Consider the following 22,782-nt stretch of genomic DNA (forward strand, 5'->3'; position numbering starts at 1 on the left):
TTAATCCTCGTAGCTTAGACTTCCTTTTTTCGTTCTTGTTTTTGCATAAGCAGTTAACAAAATTGTTCCGAGTACTGCAACAGTACCGATATTCCAAATACCTGCTACGATTCCTTGTGTAAAGACTTTATTTGCAGGTTCAGCGTAAATTAGGATATCAAGTCCCGGTGCAACTAAGAACCAAGCAATCATTTGGACAATTACTTGAACGACGTTAAACATTATAATTTTTTTAACACCAAATTCTCCATTTTCAACTGAGAAATGTTTATAAAATATACCGATACCAAGTCCAACAAATGCAGAAGTGATTACCCAACTCCACCAAATAGAACCGTATGAAGTCAAATCATTCAATGCATGACCGATTAACCCGACAAATAAACCTGCAATTGGACCAAAAAGAACAGCGATAAGTGCTAAAAACGCATAAGCAGTTTGAATTGTCGTATTTGGGATCCCCGTAGGAATCGCTACAAATTTTGCTAAAATAAGAAACACAGCTGCGCCAATACCGATGGCAACGATTGTCTTTGTTGAAAAGATAGACTTTTTCATTCATCATTCTCCCTTACTTTTTATATTTATTTTACCAGTTATCACTAATTAGTTATATACAACTTGAGGTACTTTACGAATTTTTACTTCCCAGTTCATACCAGTGCCAATACCATAAGTTTCTGCAAAGGACCGCTGGTTAATGGCGATGGCAATATTGTCTAGAGAATTTACATATAAAAGAGGCTCTCCGATATCGGTAGCTGCGAACGAGCGTCCGAATGTCAATATGTTTTCATAAACCGTACTACCATTTGTGGATATAGAGACTTGGAATGACTCACCGTAATCCGCATCCAATTGTTTAAATTGCACTCGGCTAATATTTGTCCATAAATTTCCAAACGGACGATCGATAATATCGACAATACCAGTAAATCCTTCATTTTCAAATTTCGAATCCTTTAACGGAAATTCGATAATGGATGACAAAGGTAGTGATGGCCCAACTTCCTCGAACTGAATAGAACCCGAAGCAAGGCGGGCACCAGTATAAGCATAAATATCACGACCATGGAAAGTATGTGATTCACCAGAGTTTGGAAGTCTATTTATTGCCTCATCAATCTCGCGAATTTCCTTAATGCCGATGAATTTATTCACATGAGTTAATGTTCCATTGTCTGGTGTTACGATATATTGGTTCTTCACTGTCTTAACTACAACACTTTTCCGGTCGGAACCAACACCTGGATCTACAATTGATACAAACACTGTTTGCTCTGGCCAGTAATTAATCGTTTGTAATAATCGATAAGAAGCCTCCCAAATATTATATTGTGGAATTTGGTGTGTTAAATCGAAAATTGGCAAGCCGCGTTGAACGGAATTTGCAACCCCATGCATAGCACTCACTGCTCCGTCGCTAATACCAAAATCTGATTGTAAAACTAATAAACCTTCTGTCATGTAAAACACTCTCCTACTAAAATTATTTTTTGGTTCAATTAGAGGAGAGCAGGTACAAAAAAATCCCGCCCTCCTCAATCGTTAGATTGAAAAGGACGAGATATACTCTCGTGTTACCACCTTTATTCGCTACTTACTCACATAAGCAACCTCAGCAAGTACAGAATTCTATACAAATGAATTCTAAACTGTGGTATTGATAACGGGTACCAAATCCCGCTTACATCTCAGGTGCAGAATTTCTGCGCGTTCAATGTAGAGCTCAGAGGCCATTGTTCAAACGGAGATTTTTCTGCTTCTTTCCAGCTACCGAAGCTCTCTTTTAAGAAATTCTACCATTTTACTTTTTCTCTTCATCGCTTTTATTTATAATAGTGAATTTACACTCAATTCTAAAAATAGTCAAGCGTTTTTTGAATTAATAAAAAACACCACAGTAGAAAAGTGAAAAAACTGCTTAGTTAAAGTATGTTTTTATTATATTCCCATTCCTCGCGTAAAATACCCATTCGAATAGAATCATAATATTGACCATCATAAAAACGAACTTTTCGAATGCGAGCTTCCATCTTCATCCCTAGCTTTTCACCAACTCGAATCATTCGTTTATTACCTGACCATGTTGTATAGCCAACGCGAACGAGCGGAAGTGTAGTAAATAAATGTTCCATCCATAGTTTTAATGTACGTGTTCCTAAACCCTTGCCCCAGCTTGGAGCTTCGTGAAAAACAATACCCATTTCAAGCCATTTGGAAGGTTCGTGTTCCCAATAATACGAAACAATTCCGCAAACTACACCAGCAACCTCAATTGCCCAAAAGTTATCTCGTGCAACGTATGAATCCGCATTTTTCATAAATGTTTCATACGAAATTGCTTTATGTTCATAGTAAGGTGCATCCCATTTTTTCCATTCAGGGGCGTCATCCTTAAAAGCTAATTCCCATAGTCTAGGCAAATCCTCGTTTTGAATTGGTCGAATTATTAACTCTTGATCCTGATAAAACATCAAATTCCTCTTTTCATCCTATAGTATAAAAAAGTTTGCATATTGGACTGAAAAGAGACAGCGTTTGCCTTTTACTTTTCAATCACCATTAATACGTTTTTCATTTATAACACTCCTCTCAAGTAAGATTAATTTAATTATAATGCAATATACAAAAAAGGAAATAATCAACAATGGTCGAATTAATAAAAGATGGAGCTAATATACGAAAAATAGGGGTTAGAAAATATGATGATTAGACCTTATTGCAGCACAGACGAGGTAGGATGGGTACGTTGCAGAACCTTAGCATTTTTAGACACTGCATATTACGAAAATGTTTTAAATAAAAAAGAGAAGTATGAAAATCCAGCAATAGAATTGGTAGCTGAATTAGGTGGTTTGATTGTTGGATTAATTGACGTGGAATATGAAGTAACGGAGAGAACGGTTTGCTCAAGAGGGACTGGACTAGGTGGTATGATATGGCATATCGCTGTACATCCAGACTATCGGCGCCAAGGGATTGGCGAAGCATTATTGAAAGAAGCTGAAAAACTAGCGATTCTATTAGGACTAAACCGTTTAGAAGCATGGACAAGGGATGATGAGTGGGTTAATAATTGGTACGAGAAAAATCAGTTTTTAAAAGTCGATTCTTATTACCATGTATTTATGGAAGGTTCTGAATTAAATGGTGTCATAGAGGCCAATATATCCAAAATGTATCCAGCTACTGTTTTTGCTCATTATATAGGACAAGAGATAGATATGTTGAAGACAAAGTTTAAACGAATTCATGAATGTGTTTGCTATGAAAAACACTTTTATGGAGTCTAATATGCTAAATAAAAATGAGTTCTTAATTAGACCGATGAATGAAAGCGATTATGTATTAATAGCGAAATGGTTGAGTGATGAAAAGGTATTAGAATATTACGGTCCGAGGCTTACTTTGGAACAAGTAATTACAAAATATGGTCCCAGAATTGAAGGCAATCATTCAGTTAAACCTTACATAGTTGAATATAAAAATACGCCAATAGGTTATATGCAGTATTACCCAATATTAGACACCCAATTAAGGGCATATGGTTATTTAGAGCAACAGCATATATTTGGAATCGACCAGTTTATCGGAGAAATAAATTTATGGGGAAAGGGCATTGGGTCAACAATGATTTCGATGCTCTTAGAATATATTAGCTTAAAGGAAAGCGTTCAATTAGTGATATTAGACGTTAAAAATACAAATGTAAGAGCGATAAAATGCTATGAAAAATGTGGGTTTCGAACAGTGGGGAGTCTAGAAAATAATTACTCGTTAATGGAATGGACGCCTAGCTTATTTTGTGACCTTATAGAAAAAAATGTGACCGTATAGATTATTTTCTGACCGTATAGAAAAAATTCAGACCGTATAAACATTTTTCTGACCGTAGAAGCTTTCTGATCCCAAAATGAAGGGCGAAAATAGATGAATAAAGAAGAATTAAAATTCAATTTGATGAAACTGAACGAATTCATTTACATTGATGATAATAACTACCTACGTGAGAAATGTTCAGATGAGAGCTTGTTAAAAAATGTAATTAAAAATTTTGAAGCAAAGATTGATTCACAAACAAATGATCATTTCGACGATATGATTTTTCTATATGGGAACATAGGTAACTTATATAGAATACGAGGGGATACAAATCTAGCGATCAAGAGTCTAAAAATAGCACTCGAATTAAGTGATGGAAATAAACAAATTAGTAACTTAATTCGTCTAGGAGAGGCATTGAGGTACGATGGCCAACATGAACAAGCTCTAAACAAATTTGATGAAGCAATTGAACTATGTACTCCAAGTAATGGTTCTAACCTATTAGATTTTGCGTATCAACATAAAGGGAAGTGCCTTTTAGAATTAGGTCAGATTAGTTTAGCATTAGTTTACTTTCAAGCAGCGATGAAAATAAGGTTAGTAAAAGGTGATCAATCATTGATTGATTCTACTCAAAAAGCAATTAATTATGTAGTGCATGCACTTGGACAGTAAATCGAGTTTTAGGCTGGTACAATCATCATGATGGAAAAGATACATTCTTTGTCTAAAACGAGGCAATAACATCTAGAATGAATCGTATTAATTAAACCAAGGGAGAAATAAATGAAAGCGACGATTACAAGAAATATATTAGGGGTTATTGCATTTCCATTAACTGCTTGGAATTTAATTATGAGTCAGCTAAACAAAGTTGCCCCATCAGGTCAAATAATACAAACAAAGCATTCAGAAGTGCACGCTATTGTAACAGGTAAGGGGGAAGTTACAGTTATTCTAGAAGCTGGATTAGGTTCTATTTCTCTTGATTGGTGTTATGTACAGCCGGAGATTTCAAAAATCGCAAAAGTGCTTTCATATGACAGAGGGAACTATGGGTGGAGTCGAACAAAAAGGAGGACGCTTACTTCACTTGATAGTGTGGAAGAATTAAAAGAAGTATTAGAGAAGTTAAATATTAAACCTCCCTATATATTAGTAGGTCATTCATTTGGAGGGCTTTCTATGAGGTTGTTTGCAAGTATGTACCCTGACGATGTTGCGGGTTTAGTACTAGAGGACGCAGTTCATGAAAACCAATATCTTTCAAACAATGAAAATAAAAAATTTAAATCACTTGTCACATTTGGCTATGTAACATCATTAATGGGGCTACCAAGAATATTAAAACAAAGAATTGGTAGAAAGTTTTTAATAAAAGATTATAATAGACATCTTAAGTATGTTGGCTACACATTAGGAGCATTTAAGACAATTTACAGAGAATATATAGATAGCTCTAAATCCGCAAAACAATTACTTAAATCAGAACCGCTACCTAATGACTTATCTGTTATTGTGATAAGTGCAGAAAATCCTTCGGAACAATGGAAACAACAACAGTCTCTTTTATCAAAACTAACTACCAAAACCGTACATATTCAAACTAATTCGGGGCATTCAATACATCTAGAAGACCCGAAAATAGTAAATGATTGTATTACTAGATTGATAATAGAAAGTAGTGGAATTTAGCTTATGAAATTTCTCCCAAATATTATAAAAGGAATCAAACAATTAGAGAAGGTTGATCGACCATATATAGTTGGAATAGATGGGTTAAGTGGTGCTGGTAAAACGACAATCACTGAAGATATAAAAAATAAGTTACAAACGGAAGGGTATAAAATAATAGTAATCCATATAGATGATTTACTTGAAGAAAGATCGAAAAGATATAACACAGGACATCCAGAGTGGTTTGAATATTACATGTTGCAATGGGATGTGCAATATATAAAAGAAAGTCTTTTTGAAGCGGTTCACCAAAAGGGAAATCATATTAATTTAAAGTTTTATGATACGGTACAGGATCGGTGCTATTCAAAAAGGATTGATTTAGAACAAATCACCTTAATATTCATTGAAGGAATATTTCTGCAAAGAAATGAGTGGCGAGCTTATTTTGATTATATGATTTACTTAGATTGCCCTCGAGAGGCACGTTATCAAAGGGTTTTACAAAGAGATACTTACATAGGAGATATGAAAGAAAGATTGAATAAATATGAGCGAAGATACTGGCTAGCAGAGGATTATTATATTAAAGAAGAAAATCCTCTAGAAAACTCGGATATTGTAATAGAGAGCTCATTGTAAAAAGCCATTGAACCCTAAAATATTTTACATTAATGAAAAAAATAAATAATCCAAACTAGACGATCGGAAATATATTAAATATAAGAGCATCTTTACCCGTACCTTTTCAGCCCTTTTTTTCGTTTATATAGATGAAAGACTAATTTGGAGGAGGGAAAAACATGCGGCCGCTTGTTGAAAAAACTCCCATTGAAATGAATGAAGAATTTGAGATGGCTATTAAGCCTTTTATGCATGATTTAAGAAAGTATTGTCTATCCCTAACGAATACTAGTTGGGACGGAGAAGATTTAATGCAGGATACGTTAATAAAAGCGTATGAAAGCTGGATGAAAATGCCGAAGCAGATAGCAAAGGCTTTTTTATATCGGATTGCTTCGAATACCTGGATAGATAAACATCGTAAACGAAAAATAGAGGAAGATATGAATCAAGATTTAACAAATTATAAACAAGTGGAAGCAACTATGACGGAGGCAGCTTTTCAGACAATTAGTGTTGTGCTGAATGAGTTGTCCTGCAAACAACGAGCAGTAGTATTGTTTATGTGGGGATTTGGCTACACAGCAAAGGAGACGGCCGGTTTACTTTCTGTTAGCGAAGGATCTGTCAAAGCAGCACTTAATAGAGCACGAAAAAATATTAAGCGAATAAATTTTGCTAATGACTTTTTCGAACAGGATGAGGATAAATCCATTCCGTTTATAGATGCTTTAAGGAATGAAAATCCAGAAGCTATTTTACGACTTTATCAAAAAGAAATAAGAGAGCCATTCATGCAGTTTAGTAATCGTAATTATCCTATTTCTTCTTCAATCCTAACGGTTCAGTCTATTGGGGCTGGTAGTACTCCTTATATGCTTATCTCAATTCCGAAAAAAAATGGTGGAGTCCTTTTTGTTCCATTTTATCAATTAGAGTTATCTGCATTATTGTCACAGATAGCATGGCTGGAGCAAAAGGAATTTTTAGCTGTAGCATAGAAAGGGGATAAGAAATGTCTAGTCTAATTCCGTATGTAGTGGAGCAAACAAGTCATGGAGAACGTTCTTATGATATTTATTCGAGGTTATTAAAGGATCGGATTATTTTCCTTGGTTCTGAAATCAATGATGTTGTTGCGAATAATATTGTTGCACAGCTGTTATTTTTAGAGGCAGATGATCCAGAAAAGGATATATCTTTATACATTAATAGTCCTGGTGGATCGGTAAGTGCGGGATTTGCAATATATGACACAATGCAAATTATTAAGCCTGATGTACGTACAATCTGCACAGGCTTAGCTGCATCGTTTGGTGCAACAGTATTAGTTGCCGGAACGAAGGGTAAACGATTTGCCTTGCGAAATAGTGAAGTTATGATTCATCAGCCTCTTGGAGGGGTGCAAGGGCAAGCGAGTGATATCGAAATAAGCGCTAAAAGGATTCTTTTGATGAAAGAAAGGATTAATCGAATCTTTTCAGAACGTACTGGACAGTCACTCGATAAAATTGAAAAAGACTCAGATCGTGATTATTTCATGACAGCAGAAGAAGCAATGAATTATGGTATAATCGATCAAATTATTTAAACAATTGCTCCTCATCTAACTTTGGTGAGGAGTTTTTTCATGAAAAATAGAGGATTTTATTCAAATAAAACAGAAGAAACATTAAAACATAGAAGAAAGTGATGAGATTACATTGAAAGCAAAACAAGATTTAGCAGTGAAGAATAATGTGACGTGGTGTGAAATAATAAGTAGACTACATGGTTGTGAAAGTCGAGTGGAAAATAATCTTTGGGGTTTAAATAAAAAGGCTCCAATATATTATCCTGATGTTATTACATTAAGTACTGAAGTTCATACAAACGAACTTTTGAATTTTATCGGAGACACACAAGTAGAATATATTAAAGATAGCTATGCATCCCTCCAATTAGAGGATTTCGAAGTTCTATTTGAAGCTAATTGGATCTATCATGAATTGGATGGAAAATTAAGTTCAGGTAATGGTTCCTATAAAAAGATATGTTCCGATGAGGAACTTTTGAGATGGAATATAGCTTCTGGTCTAGAAGGAGTTTTGCTTCCAGACATTCTATCTCATCCGGATGTCTCCATATATGCAAATGTAGGAGAAGTAGTAACTAATGGTTTTATAGTAAATTGCAGTGGTGATACGATTGGTGTTTCCAATGTGTTTTCTACAGAACATAATAGTGATTTCATTTGGACAGATATTATTGAAGTAATTAACCAAAACCACAATGGCAAGCATATAGTTGGCTATGAGTCGGATGAAACATATATAGAAGCGGTAGAGGCAGGCTGGCAAAGTATTGGTAGCTTGAAGGTTTGGAAACTAAAAGGGATTTAGAAAATAATTGAGGTTAACTTTAGAGCAGCACTACGAAAAAACGCAGCGTGATTTATACGCTGCGTTTTCAACACTATTAATCTTTAGATACCTTAAACGAGGTAACCATTTTTTGAAGTTCCTCAGCCATATTTGCCAGGTTATCAGAGGATGCAGATATTTCTTCCATTGTAGCTAGTTGTTCTTCCGCGCTTGAAGCAACGTTTTGTGTGTTTAAAACAGCTTTTTCTGCATTGTTGGATACTTCTGTAATATGAAATGCTAGTAATTTTGCATTCTCTGTAATACTACCAATTGAAGAAGATACATCTTCCATTTGCTTAGAAACGTCATTAGCTGAATGATAGATTTTTTCGAACGATTCACCGGTATTATTAACTAACAACATCCCTGTTTCTACGTCTTCTGTACATTTTGCCATTGAACTTACAGCATTATTAGTGTTTCCTTGAATATCGCGAATTAAGGTTGTAATATGATCAGCCGAACGTCTAGACTCTTCCGCTAATTTTCGAACTTCATCTGCTACTACAGCAAACCCTTTACCATGTTCACCAGCACGTGCAGCCTCAATTGCTGCATTAAGCGCAAGTAAATTTGTTTGCTCCGAGATATCCGATATAACACCAACAATTTTTTCGATTTCTCCTGAGCTAACCCCTAATGATTTAATGATATTAGCTGAATGTCGAACGGACTCATTTACAGTGTTCATTTGTTGAATCGTATTTTTAATCGCTTCATTTCCTTTTTCTGATTCCAAAGAAGTCACTTTAGAATTGTTAGTAACATTGGAAATTGACTCTGAAATAGTCATAATATTAGCTTCCATTTCTCTTACAGACAAGGAAGCATCTTCTGTTCCCTTCAAAGAATTGTCAGATCCCGTTGCTAATTCCATACTAGACTCTGCAATATGCTCAGCAGCATGATTTGTTTGCTCAGCACTCGCCATAAGCTCTTCCGAAGAAGCCGCAACTTGTTCGGAAGATTCACGTACCTTTTTAATCAATTCTTTTAAATGAAACACCATTTCATTAAAAGAAACAGCAAGTACACCTATTTCATCTTTCGATTGATACATGCTTTGAACAGTTAAATCCCCATTTTCCGCCTCAAGCATAAGTGTTTTCATTTCATTGACAGGACGAATGATCAAATTAGTAATTACCAAACTAATAAAAATAGATAATAAAATAGCTATGGCTATGATTGAAATTTGTAAAGTAATAGAAGCTAAAGCTTCTTTTTTGTTTGACTTATAAAAGTCTTCCGCGTAGTCACTATTGAATTTAATAAGATTCATATTCACTTCCATTAATTGAATAGCGATTGGCTCTAACTGTTTTAAGTAAATTTCATAAGCTTCCGAGCCTTTATTTTGTTTTGTTAATTCAATAATATTATTTAATCGATTTTGGTAATTCTCTCTTAGACCGTCGAATGTTTCAAACATTTGTATTACTACATCAATATTGGCATTATATTGTCCTCTTAATTGATTAATTTCTTGTTGCTCTGTATTAATTTTTGAAAGTAATGCCTGTTTTCTAGTACTATCCTTAGAAATTATTAGCTCGAGAACCGCTGCATCAATATTTTGCTGGTTCGATTTCATGTTAGAAACGATTTCTATAGGGACTACATTCCAATGATAAACACTTTCTATGTTATTACTTAATTTTGATATTTGCCAAAGACTAATCCCACCGACCATTAATAAACCTAAAGTTGTAATGGAAGTAAGTAAAAGCATTTTTTTTGTAATTCTCAAGTTTTTAATCCATCTCATTCAAATAACACCCCTATTATTTTATGTAGAAACAAATATCCACCCTTCTATTCTTCACAGCTCTTATTAAAATTTTGAGAGTTGTACATACAATCTTATTTGTACTTTCAACCTATTTGAATACATATGATGAGCTACTTTCAACTCATTTTTGAATCTTTAAAAATGAACGAATATTAGGCAAAATAACTATATCATTAATCCTTTAGACTGACAATGAAGTATTTTTATGTGAGTAAAATGGTATTTTAGATAAACTTTCCTCTATTTAGTACAAAAAATTATTCAAAGAAATGACTCGAGTTCACCAGCGCATTTTAGTAAATGTATTTACTGCAGTACAATAAAAAAATAATGGGAATATGAAGCATTAGCTTCCTCGGCAATCATGAATTGTGTAGGGAAATGGTTCTTTTATTAGTTAAAAGTATTCCTTGGCGTAATTATTTTTACGTTAAAACGAAATATTTATTGCGTTTTAAAGTAAAATAAATTACTATTAAAAGTAAGGAGGGGAAATGGTATGGATGAAATTAGACTGAACGTAGCTTTACTGAGAAGAAAGGTACCAAATTTAACGACTGCAGCTAAATCTATTGGGATTCGCCCTGCGACTGTATCAAATTTATGTACGGGAAAAATTGATTTAGGAAAAGCTGAAGTAAAAACGCTTGTAGGTCTTGCAACGCTTGCAAATTGTACGGTGGATGAATTAATCATACGAGGGGAGAAGTTGAACATGATTGAAACGCAAATTAAAACGTTAGATTTCTTTGCACCACTAGTAAAAGGAGGTACAACTGGATTAGTTGCTCGTCCAGGTATGGGGCAACTTGTTATTCTTGCTGAACTAATGCATCGTTTTAAAGAAAGTGATTACACGACTGTCTTTTTATTACCAACAACTAAATATAGCGAGTTAGATGGAACAACAGAATTAGCGGACTATGTGACAAAGTCGGTTAACGAAACGTTTGCAAAATTGTCAGAGCTATCTGGGGAAATTATTTTTATCACTGATAAGAGTTATATCGTGTCTGGTGAGCTCTTAGACTTACAAGAAAAATTAGTTTCTGAAAGAATGGATAATATCACGACTATACTGTTAGATCTTTCAGGAGAAGTAGTGGATGAAGATATGCCATATGGTCCTCTAGAAACGATTTGGCAATTGGATGCAGACCTATCTACACGTCATTTATACCCAGCGATTCATCCGATTTACTCTACATCATCCATTATTGAGGGTGTGGATTTAGATCAACGTCACTTCAATTTAAGGCAGCGTGCGCAGAAATTGCTTCGTCGATATAGAGAATTACGGTCTATAGTAGTTGTTCATGGAAAGAATAAAATTCCAGATGCAGAGTTAGACACATATGAACGAGGAGAACGTTTAGAAGCTTATTTTACGCAACCGTTTTTTGTTGCAGAATCATTTACAGGTTTAGAAGGAAAAGCGGTACCTATGACTCAAACGCTAATTGATGTTGAGTCTATTTTAGAAGGAAAAGTAGATGATCTATCAGTAAAAGATTTAAAGTTCACTGGAAGTTTGACATAAAAAGCAAAAAAGCGAGCTGAGAAATTTCTGCTCGCTTTTTATTTTGCATTAAACACACATTTCTATGCCAACCAATTTTGCGGATAATTGATTTAGCGCAAGTATGGAAAGTACTGGAAACTTCTGTATTAAGTTAATTTCATAGAATTTAATGATTAAAAAATGAACAATGATTAGTTTATCGATTGGAGCGACAGGTGGCGACTCCAGCGGGATGAGTGAGACGGATGAGACATCACAAACGACGCGAAGTGGCGGTGATGACTCATCGCTCACCCCGCGGAAAGCGTCCGCCGATAGCGGTAATCATGCTGATTTATGATGAGTATATTATACATGTTCTCACATTTCGCTTTAATTGTTCGTGTTTTATGCTCTAACTCTAAAATTATGAAATTGACTCATATATATAAATTCAGTTAATAGTTTCAAGATTTAACATGGAATTTTTTAGCGAAGAGCTTGAGTAAGAGCAATTTTATAATACGGAGAGTAATCACATTAGCAACTACCAGATTAATTTTTAAAAAATGAATGCTCAAAATGTATGATCATCCTTAAGTAGGTTAACCTAATCAACAAAAAGGAGATAATTTCATTGGATAATAACCAAGATAAATTCACAATTGTTGGTACAAATATAGATGAAGTAAAAAGACAAAATGCAAACTCTGGGATGACTTATAACGAACTGAATGAATGGTTTGCTAAGCAAACGAAAAATAGCAGTAAAAACTTAAAAAACATTAATTCAATTAATCAGGGAAATGACAGATAACGGAAGGTGAGGAGAGGTAATGTATATAAAATCATTTCTTATAAAATTAATAATGATTACAGCAGTGCTAACAATTATTTTAGGAATGTTTTATGCAGTTAACTCAAGGGATGTATTAATCATTAGTGTAGTATTAACCATTATTGGGTATATTGGCGATGTGTTTATTTTACCTAGAGTTGGTAATGTTTTAGCGGCGATGGGTGATTTCTTTCTTGCAACAGCAGTAATCTGGGTGATGGGTAATACTTTAGAAATACCAATTGCTCTAGGAGCAGCTTCTTTTATATCTGCTCTAATTCTTATGATAGTGGAATTGTATCTTCATCAATTTATGGAAAGACATATTTTTGAACCTCAAATTACTAATCCTAAGCACAAACGAGGTTATTATCAACAAACTAATTTACAAACTGAGTTTGCGGAAGAAGTAGATTTAGACAAGATTTCAAAAGAAGGAAACACAGAGTAATATTAAAAAGTATAATTCTTTCTTTCGAGACCAATCTAATATGGTCAAGGAGGTGAGCGATTATGGGTAACAATAATAACCGTACTAATAATAATAAACGTAATAACTACAATCAAGTTGAGTTCGGTGAGGACTTTAACGTTGAAAATGCAAATAATCAAAAGCGAAATGAACAAAATAAAAACAGTAACCAAAATAATCGAAATGCCAATCGTAACAACCAAAACAACAACCAAAACAATTTAAAATAGCATTAAACAAGCGCTGTTCTTCCTTGGAGTTTTTAGGAAGTGCCGCGCTTTTGTTTAGATATTTAATCCTGGAGGTATAACTAATAAACTTAAGAAAATGGAGGTCATTTATGTGATGGAGAAGATAGAAATACAACCCCTTGATATCACCAAGGCCTTTATGACGTATTTATTTCCTTTTTCTTTTCGTGTAGGAGAGCACTCCAAACTAATGAAGCAACTGGAAGAAAATCATTTTCATTTTTTTAGCCTTGAAAAAAATGAACTCCAGGATCTTTACTATGGTGAAGGTATTAAAATAAATCATAAAGAATTAGATCAGTTCTTTTTACCGTTTATTGAAGATAAACTTTTTCCTGTTTCTACTAAAGAGAGAGGTTTTTTACGTTTCTCTAAGGAAATTAAAGAACACTTTCAATTTGATGTGAATAACAATAAATTAAATTTTGAAGTAAATAGCGTGGATATTATATTGTGTCCTTTTGGTGTAGGAATTGTAACCATTCGCACAGAGATGGATGAAACACAAGAAACCCTAACAAACGTGTTAGATTTTATGAGTCATTTTCGGGTGTTACAACCTAAATTGGAAGAAGAGAATGGAGGGAGAACTATACAGAATAACAAAATATTTCATACTACAAGCGAACTCGTTTTAGATTATCTATGCAACCCCTTAAAGTCTTTTATTATACAAAATAAAAAAATGGAAGGGTACTATGGTAGTTTGCCTTTCTTTGAAGATGAGCGCATGTTAACTTCAACGTTCTTAATAGCCGCTGAGAACCAAACAATAACAAAAGATCAACTATATAGAATAGGTCAATTAGATGGGAAGGATTCTGAAGGTCAAGAATTTATGTCTAGTACAAATCAGGCATATATTGAACGTTATATAGAAAAGCGAGTGCATGATAGATGGGCGCCGAATACATATACAATTACTTCTCAGCACACACAAACGACTGTCTCCATAAAAAAGCAGGAACAATTGATGAGGCAAATATCCCAATTTATGAGTACTCACTATTATAATTTATTACTCCATTATTACTATAAAATTATGTTTTTTAAGTTATCCTTCGAGCATAGTGATGTGGATTGGGTAAAAGATAAGATATTTGTAGAAGAACTTATAGAACTAATTTCCAAGTTTGATTCAGGATACTATTTTAATGAAGTATCATACCGGACAGAAGGAAAAGAGTTTACACATATATTACGTGAGACATTTAATATAAATTATCTATTTGAAGAAGTAAAAAGAACCGTGGACGATTTATTTCGAGCACAAGAAAAACAAACCATTAAAAGACAAAATATGTTGTTATTTATGTTAACTGTTTATACTGTAATCTCGGGGATTTATGGCATGAATTTAGCGATAGATGACTGGAAAGGTAAAACGGATTGGTCTAAAGTATCGCATTATTCCTTTTTCGAGTGGATTTCACTCATTACAGCATTAACAGGCATTGCGCTGTCTGGTATTTTACTTGCCTCAACAGGTGGTAAAATGATTTGGGAGAAATACAGAAAATGGAAGAGACGCAGATTTCAATAATACTTTTACAGATAAGAGATTTTAGATAAAGTGCCAAAATATCGGCAGTTTAGGTGGATAAGTATTGGTTAGGTGCTTATGGCAACGATTTAGGAGCATATGGGCTCAAGTTAGGTGGTTATATTGGCAGTTTAGGTGAATAAGTATTGGTTAGGTGCTTATGGCAACGATTTAGGAGCATATGAGCCCAAGTTAGGTGGATATATAGGCAGTTTAGGTGGACAAGCATTTGTTAGGTGCTTATGGCAACGATTTAGGAGCATATGAGCTCAAGTTAGGTGGATATATAGGCAGGTTAGGTGGACAAGACGTTCACTTTTTTTGTATTTCACATTCTCAACATTATCTATTATATTATTAAAAGAGATTACAAATAGGATATATCGAAAATGGGGTAAAAAAGTGAGTAGAGGAAATACATCAAAATCTATTGTGTTGCCATTAATCATATCTATTGTTGCTATATCTTTTGCGGCCATATTTGTAAAATGGTCCAACGCGCCAGCGACAATTTTAAGTATGTATCGCATGGTATTGGCATGTTTGTTGTTAGTGCCAATCGTTTGGTTTAAAAGAAAAGAGTTTCAAAAACTAACTAGAAGAGAATGGTTTTTGTTGTTCTTATCAGGTTTATTTTTAGCTCTGCATTTTGCTCTTTGGTTTGGTTCGTTGAAATTAACGACAGTAGCAAGTTCAACAATTATTCTAGCACTGCAGCCGATCATCTCGTTAATAGGAGGGGCTATTCTATTTAAAGAGCGAACTACTAAAGCAGCCTTAATGACAATGGGAATAGCTGTTTTCGGAGCGGTCATGGTTGGATGGGGTGATTTTGGGTTAAGTAAAAGTGCCATAATTGGCGATATTCTTTCTTTTCTAAGTGTGATTGTCGTTGTAGGATATTTACTAATTGGACAAAGTGTAGTTAAGAAGGTATCCCATTGGATTTATAGTTTTTGTGTATTTGGATTTGCAGCGCTAGCCTTAATTGTCTATAACATGGCAACGCAAGTTAACTTAGGTGGATACGATTCGAAAGAATGGGGTATCTTTGTCTTGCTGGCAGTTGTACCAACAATTTCCCATGTCATTAATAATTGGTTAATGAATTATGTGAACGCAACGACTATTTCCATGAGTATTCTAGGGGAACCAGTAGGTGCAACCATTTTAGCTGCTATCTTCCTAGGAGAAAGACTTGTTGGTTGGCAAATTGTAGGTGGCATTCTTGTATTGTTAGGGGTTTTTTTCTTTTTAATGCAGCAAATAAACCGTTCCAAGAAATAGAATAATAGAGCAACAAAGCTAAAAAAGATCCCTTTCCAAGTGGAAAGGAGATCTTTTTTAATAATAGTTTATTTTTCAAAAATAGTTTCGATTTCATCTAACATTAAGTTAGCTGCAATTACTCCACCAGCAGTGTTCCAAATTGCATCACTCACTTCGTGAACGTTCCCAGCTTTCACTGCATTTAAGTTTTTCCAAAGTGGATCATTTGTCCACTCTTTTGCAGTATCAAGTGCGGCTTGATCTCCTTGTGGTGCATATGTGAAGTAGAATAGAACATCTCCATCCATTTTAGGAATTACTTCTTTTCCTACTTCAATAGCAAGGTTTCCAAGTTTATTATCCGCTGTGAATAGTTCTGCTTGTTGTGCAGCACGTTTAAATCCTAATTGATCAAAAATAATTCCAGAGAAGGAGTCTGTATAATAAATACGAGATTTTCCAGCCATGAAGCGTACAACAGATACTTCTTGATTAACTTTATCACCAAGTTTAGCTTTGACGTCTGCTACATGTGTATCAAATTGAGCTAATACATCATTTCCTTTTTCTTCAAGGTTTAATGCTTTTGCATATAATTTAAAGTTTTCTTTCCAGTCTCCTCTTAATGTATCAGAAAAAACAGTTGGAGCAATTGCACTTAACTGCTCGTATACAGCTTCTTGACGTAATTTGTTTCCTATAATTAGATCAGGTTTTAATGATGCAATTTTTTCTAAATTTACTTCTGATTCAGTTCCTACTACTTCTACGCCTTCCATATCATCTTTTATATGATCATACCAAGGATCGCCTAACCAAGATTGAACTGCACCAACTGGTTTCACTCCTAAAGCTAGCAATGCTTCTGTACCTTCATTTGATAAAATGACTACTCGTTTAGGTGTTTCTTTTATAGTAGTATCTCCCATTGCATGCGTAACTGTATAGCTTGTATCTAGGGTTTTGTTGTCTTTATCTTGTGTCTTGTCTGCTTTATCATCCGAATTTCCACATGCAGCTAATAAACAGATGCTCATGATTGAAATAAGGGTAATAAATAATTTAAGAGATTTCATTTAATTGGTCCTCCTATGTATCTTGGGAATGATAATCATTTTCAATGCAGTTTTTATATTAAAGCTAACCTACTTGGATGTCAACATCTAATTGAAAATGATTTTCATAATCATTGACAGTCCATATGACATCTAATAGACTTAAATATGTAAAATTACGTTTAATACTGTATATTAGGAAGGTTTTTGTGATGTTATTAAAAAATAATAGGCAGAGATTATTTGGTCTTTTCATTGCTTTTTCATTATTAGCACTTTTAATGTGTGCAAGCATTGTTTATGGATATACAAATACAACTTGGAAAATGATTATAGATGCTTTTCAAAATAATGATGGTTCAAATGAACATATAATTATTCAAACAGTTAGGCTACCTAGAGCGCTAATTGCTGCAGCGGTGGGTAGTAGCTTAGCTATTGCAGGAGTACTTATGCAAACTCTCACGAAGAATCCTCTTGCATCGCCTGGGATTTTTGGAGTAAATGCGGGTGCTGGTTTTGCAGTAGTCATAGCAGTGACTCTTTTTTCTGTAGGAAATCTTCAAGCTTTCACATGGATTTCCTTTTTTGGAGCGGCAGTAGCCGCTATTGCGGTATATACAATTGGTTCAACAGGTAGAGAAGGGCTCACTCCTATGAAATTAACTTTAGCCGGAGCAGCTATTTCAGCAATGTTCGCTTCATTTACACAAGGTTTTCTAGTTATTAATGAAGCAGCATTTGAGCAAGTTTTATTTTGGTTAGCTGGATCTGTTGAAGGGCGGAAGTTAGAGATTTTAATAACGGTTTTACCATATTTAATGATTGGCTGGGTTGGTTCGCTTATCGTTGCTTCTAAAATGAATGTTTTGTCGATGGGGGAAGACGTAGCAAAAGGACTTGGTGTAAATACAGGACTTTTAAAAATAATAGTTGCTGTTATTGTTATTCTTTTAGCAGGTGGATCAGTAGCAATTGCAGGTCCAATTGGCTTTATTGGTATTGTGATTCCACACATATCAAGATCTATAGTAGGGATTGATCATCGCTGGCTTATTCCTTTCGCCGGAATTCTTGGAGGTATTCTTTTACTTGTAGCGGATATAATGGCGAGGTATATCATTATGCCACAGGAAGTTCCGGTAGGAGTAATGACTGCCATAATTGGTACTCCGTTCTTTATCTATATTGCAAGAAAGGGGTTTAATGCAAGATGAGCCAATATAAAAATTTTAGACTGTTAAAAGGAAAAGTTTCTTTTCTATTAGATAAAAAAGCGATGCTTATTTTTATAACATTAGTAGTCGTGACTGCTTTCATTTTTATCCTAAGCACAGGCTTTGGAGACATGAGATTAAGTCCACTAACTGTAATACAAGTTCTTTTTGGTGGTGGATCAGAAATGGAGCAACTTGTTATTCATTCTTTTCGTCTTCCAAGGATTATTGTTGCTCTAATGGTAGGAATGGCGTTAGCTGTAGCTGGAGGGATTCTTCAAGGGATGATTCGAAATCCTTTAGCATCACCGGATATTATTGGGCTTACGGGAGGGGCCTCTGTCGCTGTAGTAAGCTTTTTAGCATTTTTCAGTGATAAGAATAGCGCTTTGACTGTAAGTATAAAGTGGATGCCTTTAGCTGCCTTTGCCGGAGCGGCACTTATAGCGATGCTTGTTTATTTCCTTGCTTGGAAAAATGGAGTTTCACCAATAAGAATCGTATTGATAGGAATCGGAATATCAGCTCTTATGCAAGCTTTAACGACTTTAATGATGATTATGGGACCTATATATAGAGCAAGTCAGGCAAATATATGGATTACAGGTACGGTATACGGCTCAAGTTGGAGTAACGTAGCGATTTTAGTACCTTGGACTATCTTTTTTATTCTTATAGCATTTTTTATGGTGAAAAATATAAATATTTTAGAACTTGGAGATGATCTTGCAACAGGCGTTGGAGGCCGTATCCAGCAACAACGTTTTTTGTTGTTATTGATTAGTACAGCTCTTGTAGGAGGCTCAGTTGCATTTGCTGGTGGTATTGGATTTGTTGGTTTAATGGCACCTCATATGGCGAGAAGATTAGTAGGATCTTCTTTTGGAGAGTTGTTACCTGTATCGGCATTCATCGGTGGTATACTTGTCATGCTAGCGGATTTAATCGGTAGAACGATGTTTTCTCCGTTAGAAATCCCAGCGGGAGTGTTTACTGCTGGAATAGGAGCACCTTACTTTATATATTTACTGTTCAAAACGAGAAATACATAAATAGAGATCGGAAAGGAGTATGTGAAATGAAACAAGCGATTGAAACCCAAAGTTTAACCCTTTCATACGGGGATAGCATAATTATAGATGATTTAGATCTTCAAATTCCAAAAGGTGAAATAACAGTTTTTATTGGTGGGAACGGTTGTGGAAAATCAACGCTTCTTCGTTCCATCGCTCGATTATTAAAACCAAAAAACGGTGCAGTATTGCTAGAAGGAAGCGCTATATCTAAAATGTCCACAAAGGACGTTGCGAAACAAATGTCTATTCTTCCTCAATCCCCGGTTGCTCCCGAGGGGTTAACTGTTCTTCAGTTAGTAAAACAAGGAAGATACCCTTACCAAACATGGTTAAAACAATGGACGGAAGAAGATGAGGAAAAAGTAATAAATGCCTTGAAAGCTACGGCAATTGAAGATTTAAAAGACCGCCCAGTTGACTCCCTATCTGGTGGTCAACGTCAAAGAGCTTGGATTGCTATGACTTTAGCTCAAGATACAGAAATTATTCTACTAGACGAACCAACTACTTATCTTGACATGACGCATCAAATTGAGATTCTCGATTTACTTTACGAATTAAATGAAAAAGAGAAAAGAACAATTGTGATGGTGCTTCACGACCTAAATTTAGCATGCAGATACGCGGATAATATTGTAGCGATTAAAGACCGGAAGATTTATGCTCAAGGGAAACCCGAGCATATTATAAGCTGCCCTTTAGTAAAACATGTATTTGGAATGGATTGCCAAATAACAATCGATCCGCTTTTTGGGACTCCCTTATGTATCCCATTTGGAAAAGGTCGATGTATTTTAAAGGAAGTAGGATTATAATTGGATTCCAAAATAGATCAGCTTCGCTCCCTGCGATTAACAACTGAAAAGATGCATTCCAAGCTTTCCATTGAAGTGCGTCACTTATTAGATGAACAACATATGATTGATTATTTAGATTCTATTCGTCAACGAGTTGGTGCAGCTAATGAAAGAGTGGCAGCATCGCTTTTTATAAAGCGTTATGCATTTTTACCAGTTATTTATATGTATGCAATGACCTCATGGAATAAAAAACTAAATCTCTCCTTTGAAAATATATCGATAGAAACGGACGATAGTAAAGAACTTTGGTTGCCTAATTTTCGATTTTACAACTTAGAGATGGAAAGTTTACAAGGAAATAGAGAGAAATGGAGAACAACTTGTATAGAATTACTGTATAAAGAACATGTAACTCCAATTCTAGAAAGCATATCTAGAATTACAAAAGTATCTAAACTTGTTCTTTGGGAGAATATTGCTGTTTATATTTTTTGGCTATATGAAAAGGTCTTATTAGAAGAAAACTTTGCTAAAGAGGATTTTCACTTTATCATTTCTCAAGCTCCTGGCAATCTTTTCGGTGATTATACTGTAAATCCTTTATCAAGATTTTATAAAGAAGAGTTAGGTAATGAACCAGGGAGAAGGAGTACTTGCTGTTATTCCTATTTAACAGAAAAGAGCCAGTACTGTTCTACTTGTCCTCGTTGCTTCAACAGGTGAGCGTGGTCCCAAGTACAGTGTTAACTGAACTTTGGGACCACGCTTTGTCTTATCGAATTTATTCCTTCAAAAATCCACCATCAGTTAACAACTCTTTAATTTCTGTTTTGGTCATTAACCTTTGCTTTGTATCCAATAGAACTGTAGGTAAAGGAGTCTTTCCTTTGCTAGAATTAGTGGAAGTAATGAGGATTAAATCATTGTTAAAGACAGTTGCTAGAGGTTCTTCGTTTTGAGCTATTAACGCTTCGTGCATTTTTTCGCCATTTCTTGCCCCGATTTCAATAATGTCCACATCTTTTTTTTGGAAAAAGTCAATGAGGACTTCTGCCAAATCGAGAATTTTACATGCATTCATATGCATGACAAAAATCTCTCCTCCGGTTCCTAATTCAGCGGCTTGAAGAAGAGTATTTATCGCATGTTGAGGAGTAACGAAGTAACGAGTCATTCTTCTATCTGTGATAATAATTTGGTTTTGCTCTTCTAATTGTTTCACAAACAAAGGTAAGACACTTCCGCTACTTCCCAATACGTTTCCACCTCGAATACACAAAAACTTAGTAGTGGGGTTTTTTTGGTTTGCATGAAGGATTAGTTTCTCGCCAAGCGCTTTGGTCATCCCGTATGTGTTCGCTGGATCAGCGGCTTTATCAGTAGATACATAGATTACTTTTTTTACATTGTTTTCTATTGAAGCTTCGATGACATTATATGTCCCTAATACATTTGTCTTGAAAGCTTCAATAGGATTTTCTTCACATACTGGCACATGTTTTAATGCTGCCAAATGAAATACATAGTCTACTCCAAAGCAAGCTGTTCCGAGGGCCTCTCTGTCTCGTATATCGCCGATACAGAACTGTATTCTTGTATCCGGAAAGGCTCTCCGCATGACAACTTGTCTATTTTCATTTCTTGAAAATATCATAATTTTCTTAGGGTGCATAGATAGCAGTTTTTTGACTAACTCATTTCCCCATGAGCCTGTCCCTCCGGTTACTAGTATCGTTGAATTTGTAAACACTTTTTTTCCTCCCAGATATTTGATTTCTTTTTGATAAACTAATTCCATTTAACACCTCATCCCATAGATCATTATTGCCTTCCCATATTTCGGAGTTGGGAAATTCAAGTGAACAGACTTTTTCTAAAGGCCAGTTCTTTTCTACCATTTTCTTCACTTTTGTATGATTGATGATTAATATACGAAAGTCATGTTTGACTAGCTTTGATAATACTTCCTGTAGGATCAAAGTATCTTCGAAGCTACCTTCCGTTCGGATAAATAGTATCCGCTTAGCTGCCTCCATCTCAGCAAGAAATCTTTGGGTCCTTCTTTCGTATTTTTCCTTTACTTCTAAATAGGAAGCTAAATGTTTTAGGGTATTAGTCTTTTTATCAAAGTCATGATTCGAAACGATGTTGTATCCATCATCTGATACACAAATACACGAATCTGCATATCCTATTACACGTAAATTATCTTTTTTCATGAACCCCATAAACCTATTTTCTAACAATGTGTTTACGGATGATAATGTTGGACTCGCAACCCAATCCAGTACTCCAGAATAAGGTCTTAAATTGTGTTTTTTAAGTTGAATAGATGTTAAGCAAAGATCTCCTAAACTAAATATTGCATCATAGTTTCCTTTGAGTTGATTTAATTTCATATTTTCACCCCCTATTATCTTTTTTCACAAGTTAA

24 protein-coding genes, 1 pseudogene and 1 other annotated feature are annotated in these 22,782 nt (G+C 34.8%); of the genes and pseudogenes, 18 read left to right on the forward strand and 7 right to left on the reverse strand.

Annotated features, from left to right (window positions below):
* The 3 genes from ACFVR1_RS08110 to ACFVR1_RS08120 form a co-directional block, all read right to left on the reverse strand.
* Window positions 1-558, reverse strand: a complete 558-nt coding sequence (locus ACFVR1_RS08110) for an ECF-type riboflavin transporter substrate-binding protein (RefSeq protein WP_387582764.1) — start codon at window positions 556-558, stop codon at window positions 1-3.
* Window positions 559-606: 48 nt separating this feature from the next.
* Entirely contained in the window at window positions 607-1,467 is an 861-nt protein-coding gene (locus ACFVR1_RS08115; RefSeq protein ID WP_387582766.1) for an SAM hydrolase/SAM-dependent halogenase family protein, read from the reverse strand.
* Window positions 1,468-1,555: 88 nt separating this feature from the next.
* Window positions 1,556-1,833: a binding site (T-box leader), on the reverse strand.
* A gap of 95 nt (window positions 1,834-1,928) precedes the next feature.
* The gene (locus ACFVR1_RS08120) at window positions 1,929-2,477 is read right to left on the reverse strand and encodes a GNAT family N-acetyltransferase (protein WP_387582769.1); all 549 of its coding nucleotides are present in this window, start codon (window positions 2,475-2,477) and stop codon (window positions 1,929-1,931) included.
* 228 nt (window positions 2,478-2,705) lie between these two features.
* Here ACFVR1_RS08120 and ACFVR1_RS08125 point away from each other — a divergent pair, with 228 nt between their 5' ends.
* The 8 genes from ACFVR1_RS08125 (at window position 2,706) to ACFVR1_RS08160 (ending at window position 8,510) form a co-directional block, all read left to right on the forward strand.
* Window positions 2,706-3,296 carry a GNAT family N-acetyltransferase gene (locus tag ACFVR1_RS08125; protein ID WP_387582771.1) on the forward strand — a complete coding sequence of 197 codons (591 nt, stop codon included), beginning with the start codon at window positions 2,706-2,708 and terminating at the stop codon, window positions 3,294-3,296.
* A 1-nt stretch (window position 3,297) separates the two neighbouring features.
* The gene (locus ACFVR1_RS08130; RefSeq protein WP_387582773.1) at window positions 3,298-3,840 is read left to right on the forward strand and encodes a GNAT family N-acetyltransferase; all 543 of its coding nucleotides are present in this window, start codon (window positions 3,298-3,300) and stop codon (window positions 3,838-3,840) included.
* Window positions 3,841-3,933: 93 nt separating this feature from the next.
* Window positions 3,934-4,503: a tetratricopeptide repeat protein gene (locus ACFVR1_RS08135; RefSeq protein ID WP_387582776.1), complete on the forward strand. Its 570-nt coding sequence runs from the start codon at window positions 3,934-3,936 to the stop codon at window positions 4,501-4,503.
* Between the two features lie 111 nt (window positions 4,504-4,614).
* Entirely contained in the window at window positions 4,615-5,523 is a 909-nt protein-coding gene (locus ACFVR1_RS08140) for an alpha/beta fold hydrolase (RefSeq protein WP_387582779.1), read from the forward strand.
* A gap of 3 nt (window positions 5,524-5,526) precedes the next feature.
* A complete protein-coding gene (locus ACFVR1_RS08145; RefSeq protein WP_387582781.1) occupies window positions 5,527-6,147 on the forward strand; it encodes a kinase in 621 nt (206 codons plus the stop codon).
* Window positions 6,148-6,308: 161 nt separating this feature from the next.
* Entirely contained in the window at window positions 6,309-7,130 is an 822-nt protein-coding gene (locus tag ACFVR1_RS08150; RefSeq protein ID WP_387582784.1) for an RNA polymerase sigma factor, read from the forward strand.
* A gap of 14 nt (window positions 7,131-7,144) precedes the next feature.
* Window positions 7,145-7,720, forward strand: a complete 576-nt coding sequence (gene clpP, locus ACFVR1_RS08155) for an ATP-dependent Clp endopeptidase proteolytic subunit ClpP (protein WP_387582787.1) — start codon at window positions 7,145-7,147, stop codon at window positions 7,718-7,720.
* 112 nt (window positions 7,721-7,832) lie between these two features.
* Window positions 7,833-8,510, forward strand: coding sequence for a hypothetical protein (locus tag ACFVR1_RS08160; RefSeq protein WP_387582790.1), 678 nt, complete (start codon window positions 7,833-7,835; stop codon window positions 8,508-8,510).
* A 76-nt stretch (window positions 8,511-8,586) separates the two neighbouring features.
* Here ACFVR1_RS08160 and ACFVR1_RS08165 read toward each other — a convergent pair whose 3' ends face one another.
* Window positions 8,587-10,302 (reverse strand): methyl-accepting chemotaxis protein, encoded by a 1,716-nt coding sequence (locus ACFVR1_RS08165; RefSeq protein ID WP_387582793.1) that lies wholly within the window; start codon window positions 10,300-10,302, stop codon window positions 8,587-8,589.
* Window positions 10,303-10,825: 523 nt separating this feature from the next.
* Here ACFVR1_RS08165 and ACFVR1_RS08170 point away from each other — a divergent pair.
* The 6 genes and pseudogenes from ACFVR1_RS08170 to ACFVR1_RS08195 all read left to right on the forward strand — a co-directional run bounded on the left by ACFVR1_RS08170 (window position 10,826) and on the right by ACFVR1_RS08195 (window position 16,218).
* Complete coding sequence (locus ACFVR1_RS08170) at window positions 10,826-11,866, forward strand: ATP synthase beta subunit C-terminal domain-containing protein (RefSeq protein WP_387582796.1); 1,041 nt, start codon at window positions 10,826-10,828, stop codon at window positions 11,864-11,866.
* 598 nt (window positions 11,867-12,464) lie between these two features.
* Window positions 12,465-12,581: pseudogene (locus ACFVR1_RS08175) on the forward strand (gamma-type small acid-soluble spore protein); the annotation flags it as partial.
* Window positions 12,582-12,663: 82 nt separating this feature from the next.
* Window positions 12,664-13,116, forward strand: a complete 453-nt coding sequence (locus ACFVR1_RS08180; protein WP_387582799.1) for a YndM family protein — start codon at window positions 12,664-12,666, stop codon at window positions 13,114-13,116.
* A 62-nt stretch (window positions 13,117-13,178) separates the two neighbouring features.
* Entirely contained in the window at window positions 13,179-13,367 is a 189-nt protein-coding gene (locus ACFVR1_RS08185) for a histidinol-phosphatase (protein ID WP_387582801.1), read from the forward strand.
* Between the two features lie 115 nt (window positions 13,368-13,482).
* Entirely contained in the window at window positions 13,483-14,931 is a 1,449-nt protein-coding gene (locus tag ACFVR1_RS08190) for a magnesium transporter CorA family protein (protein WP_387583295.1), read from the forward strand.
* Between the two features lie 402 nt (window positions 14,932-15,333).
* Window positions 15,334-16,218 carry a DMT family transporter gene (locus tag ACFVR1_RS08195; protein ID WP_387582803.1) on the forward strand — a complete coding sequence of 295 codons (885 nt, stop codon included), beginning with the start codon at window positions 15,334-15,336 and terminating at the stop codon, window positions 16,216-16,218.
* A 68-nt stretch (window positions 16,219-16,286) separates the two neighbouring features.
* Here the strand turns inward: ACFVR1_RS08195 and ACFVR1_RS08200 are convergent, their stop codons facing one another.
* Window positions 16,287-17,276, reverse strand: coding sequence for an ABC transporter substrate-binding protein (locus tag ACFVR1_RS08200; RefSeq protein ID WP_387582805.1), 990 nt, complete (start codon window positions 17,274-17,276; stop codon window positions 16,287-16,289).
* Between the two features lie 191 nt (window positions 17,277-17,467).
* Between ACFVR1_RS08200 and ACFVR1_RS08205 the strand changes: the two genes are divergently transcribed.
* From ACFVR1_RS08205 to ACFVR1_RS08220, 4 genes are read left to right on the forward strand one after another with little or no spacing between them, the layout of a single operon-like run.
* The gene (locus ACFVR1_RS08205; RefSeq protein ID WP_387582808.1) at window positions 17,468-18,472 is read left to right on the forward strand and encodes a FecCD family ABC transporter permease; all 1,005 of its coding nucleotides are present in this window, start codon (window positions 17,468-17,470) and stop codon (window positions 18,470-18,472) included.
* Entirely contained in the window at window positions 18,469-19,524 is a 1,056-nt protein-coding gene (locus ACFVR1_RS08210) for a FecCD family ABC transporter permease (protein WP_387582810.1), read from the forward strand. The genes ACFVR1_RS08205 and ACFVR1_RS08210 overlap by 4 nt, the downstream gene beginning before the upstream one ends.
* Window positions 19,525-19,550: 26 nt before the next feature.
* On the forward strand, window positions 19,551-20,363 hold the full coding sequence (locus ACFVR1_RS08215) for an ABC transporter ATP-binding protein (RefSeq protein ID WP_387582813.1): 813 nt from the start codon (window positions 19,551-19,553) through the stop codon (window positions 20,361-20,363).
* Complete coding sequence (locus ACFVR1_RS08220) at window positions 20,364-21,071, forward strand: IucA/IucC family C-terminal-domain containing protein (protein ID WP_387582816.1); 708 nt, start codon at window positions 20,364-20,366, stop codon at window positions 21,069-21,071.
* A 58-nt stretch (window positions 21,072-21,129) separates the two neighbouring features.
* Here the strand turns inward: ACFVR1_RS08220 and ACFVR1_RS08225 are convergent, their stop codons facing one another.
* Both ACFVR1_RS08225 and ACFVR1_RS08230 read right to left on the reverse strand, forming a co-directional pair.
* Window positions 21,130-22,098, reverse strand: coding sequence for a polysaccharide biosynthesis protein (locus ACFVR1_RS08225; protein ID WP_387582818.1), 969 nt, complete (start codon window positions 22,096-22,098; stop codon window positions 21,130-21,132).
* Window positions 22,043-22,747: a DUF1796 family putative cysteine peptidase gene (locus ACFVR1_RS08230; protein ID WP_387582821.1), complete on the reverse strand. Its 705-nt coding sequence runs from the start codon at window positions 22,745-22,747 to the stop codon at window positions 22,043-22,045. Before ACFVR1_RS08230 ends, ACFVR1_RS08225 begins: the two co-directional genes overlap by 56 nt.
* Window positions 22,748-22,782 lie beyond the last annotated feature (35 nt).

Origin of the sequence: Psychrobacillus sp. NPDC058041 (assembly GCF_042885655.1) — a bacterium.
In the GTDB taxonomy this organism is placed as follows: domain Bacteria; phylum Bacillota; class Bacilli; order Bacillales_A; family Planococcaceae; genus Psychrobacillus.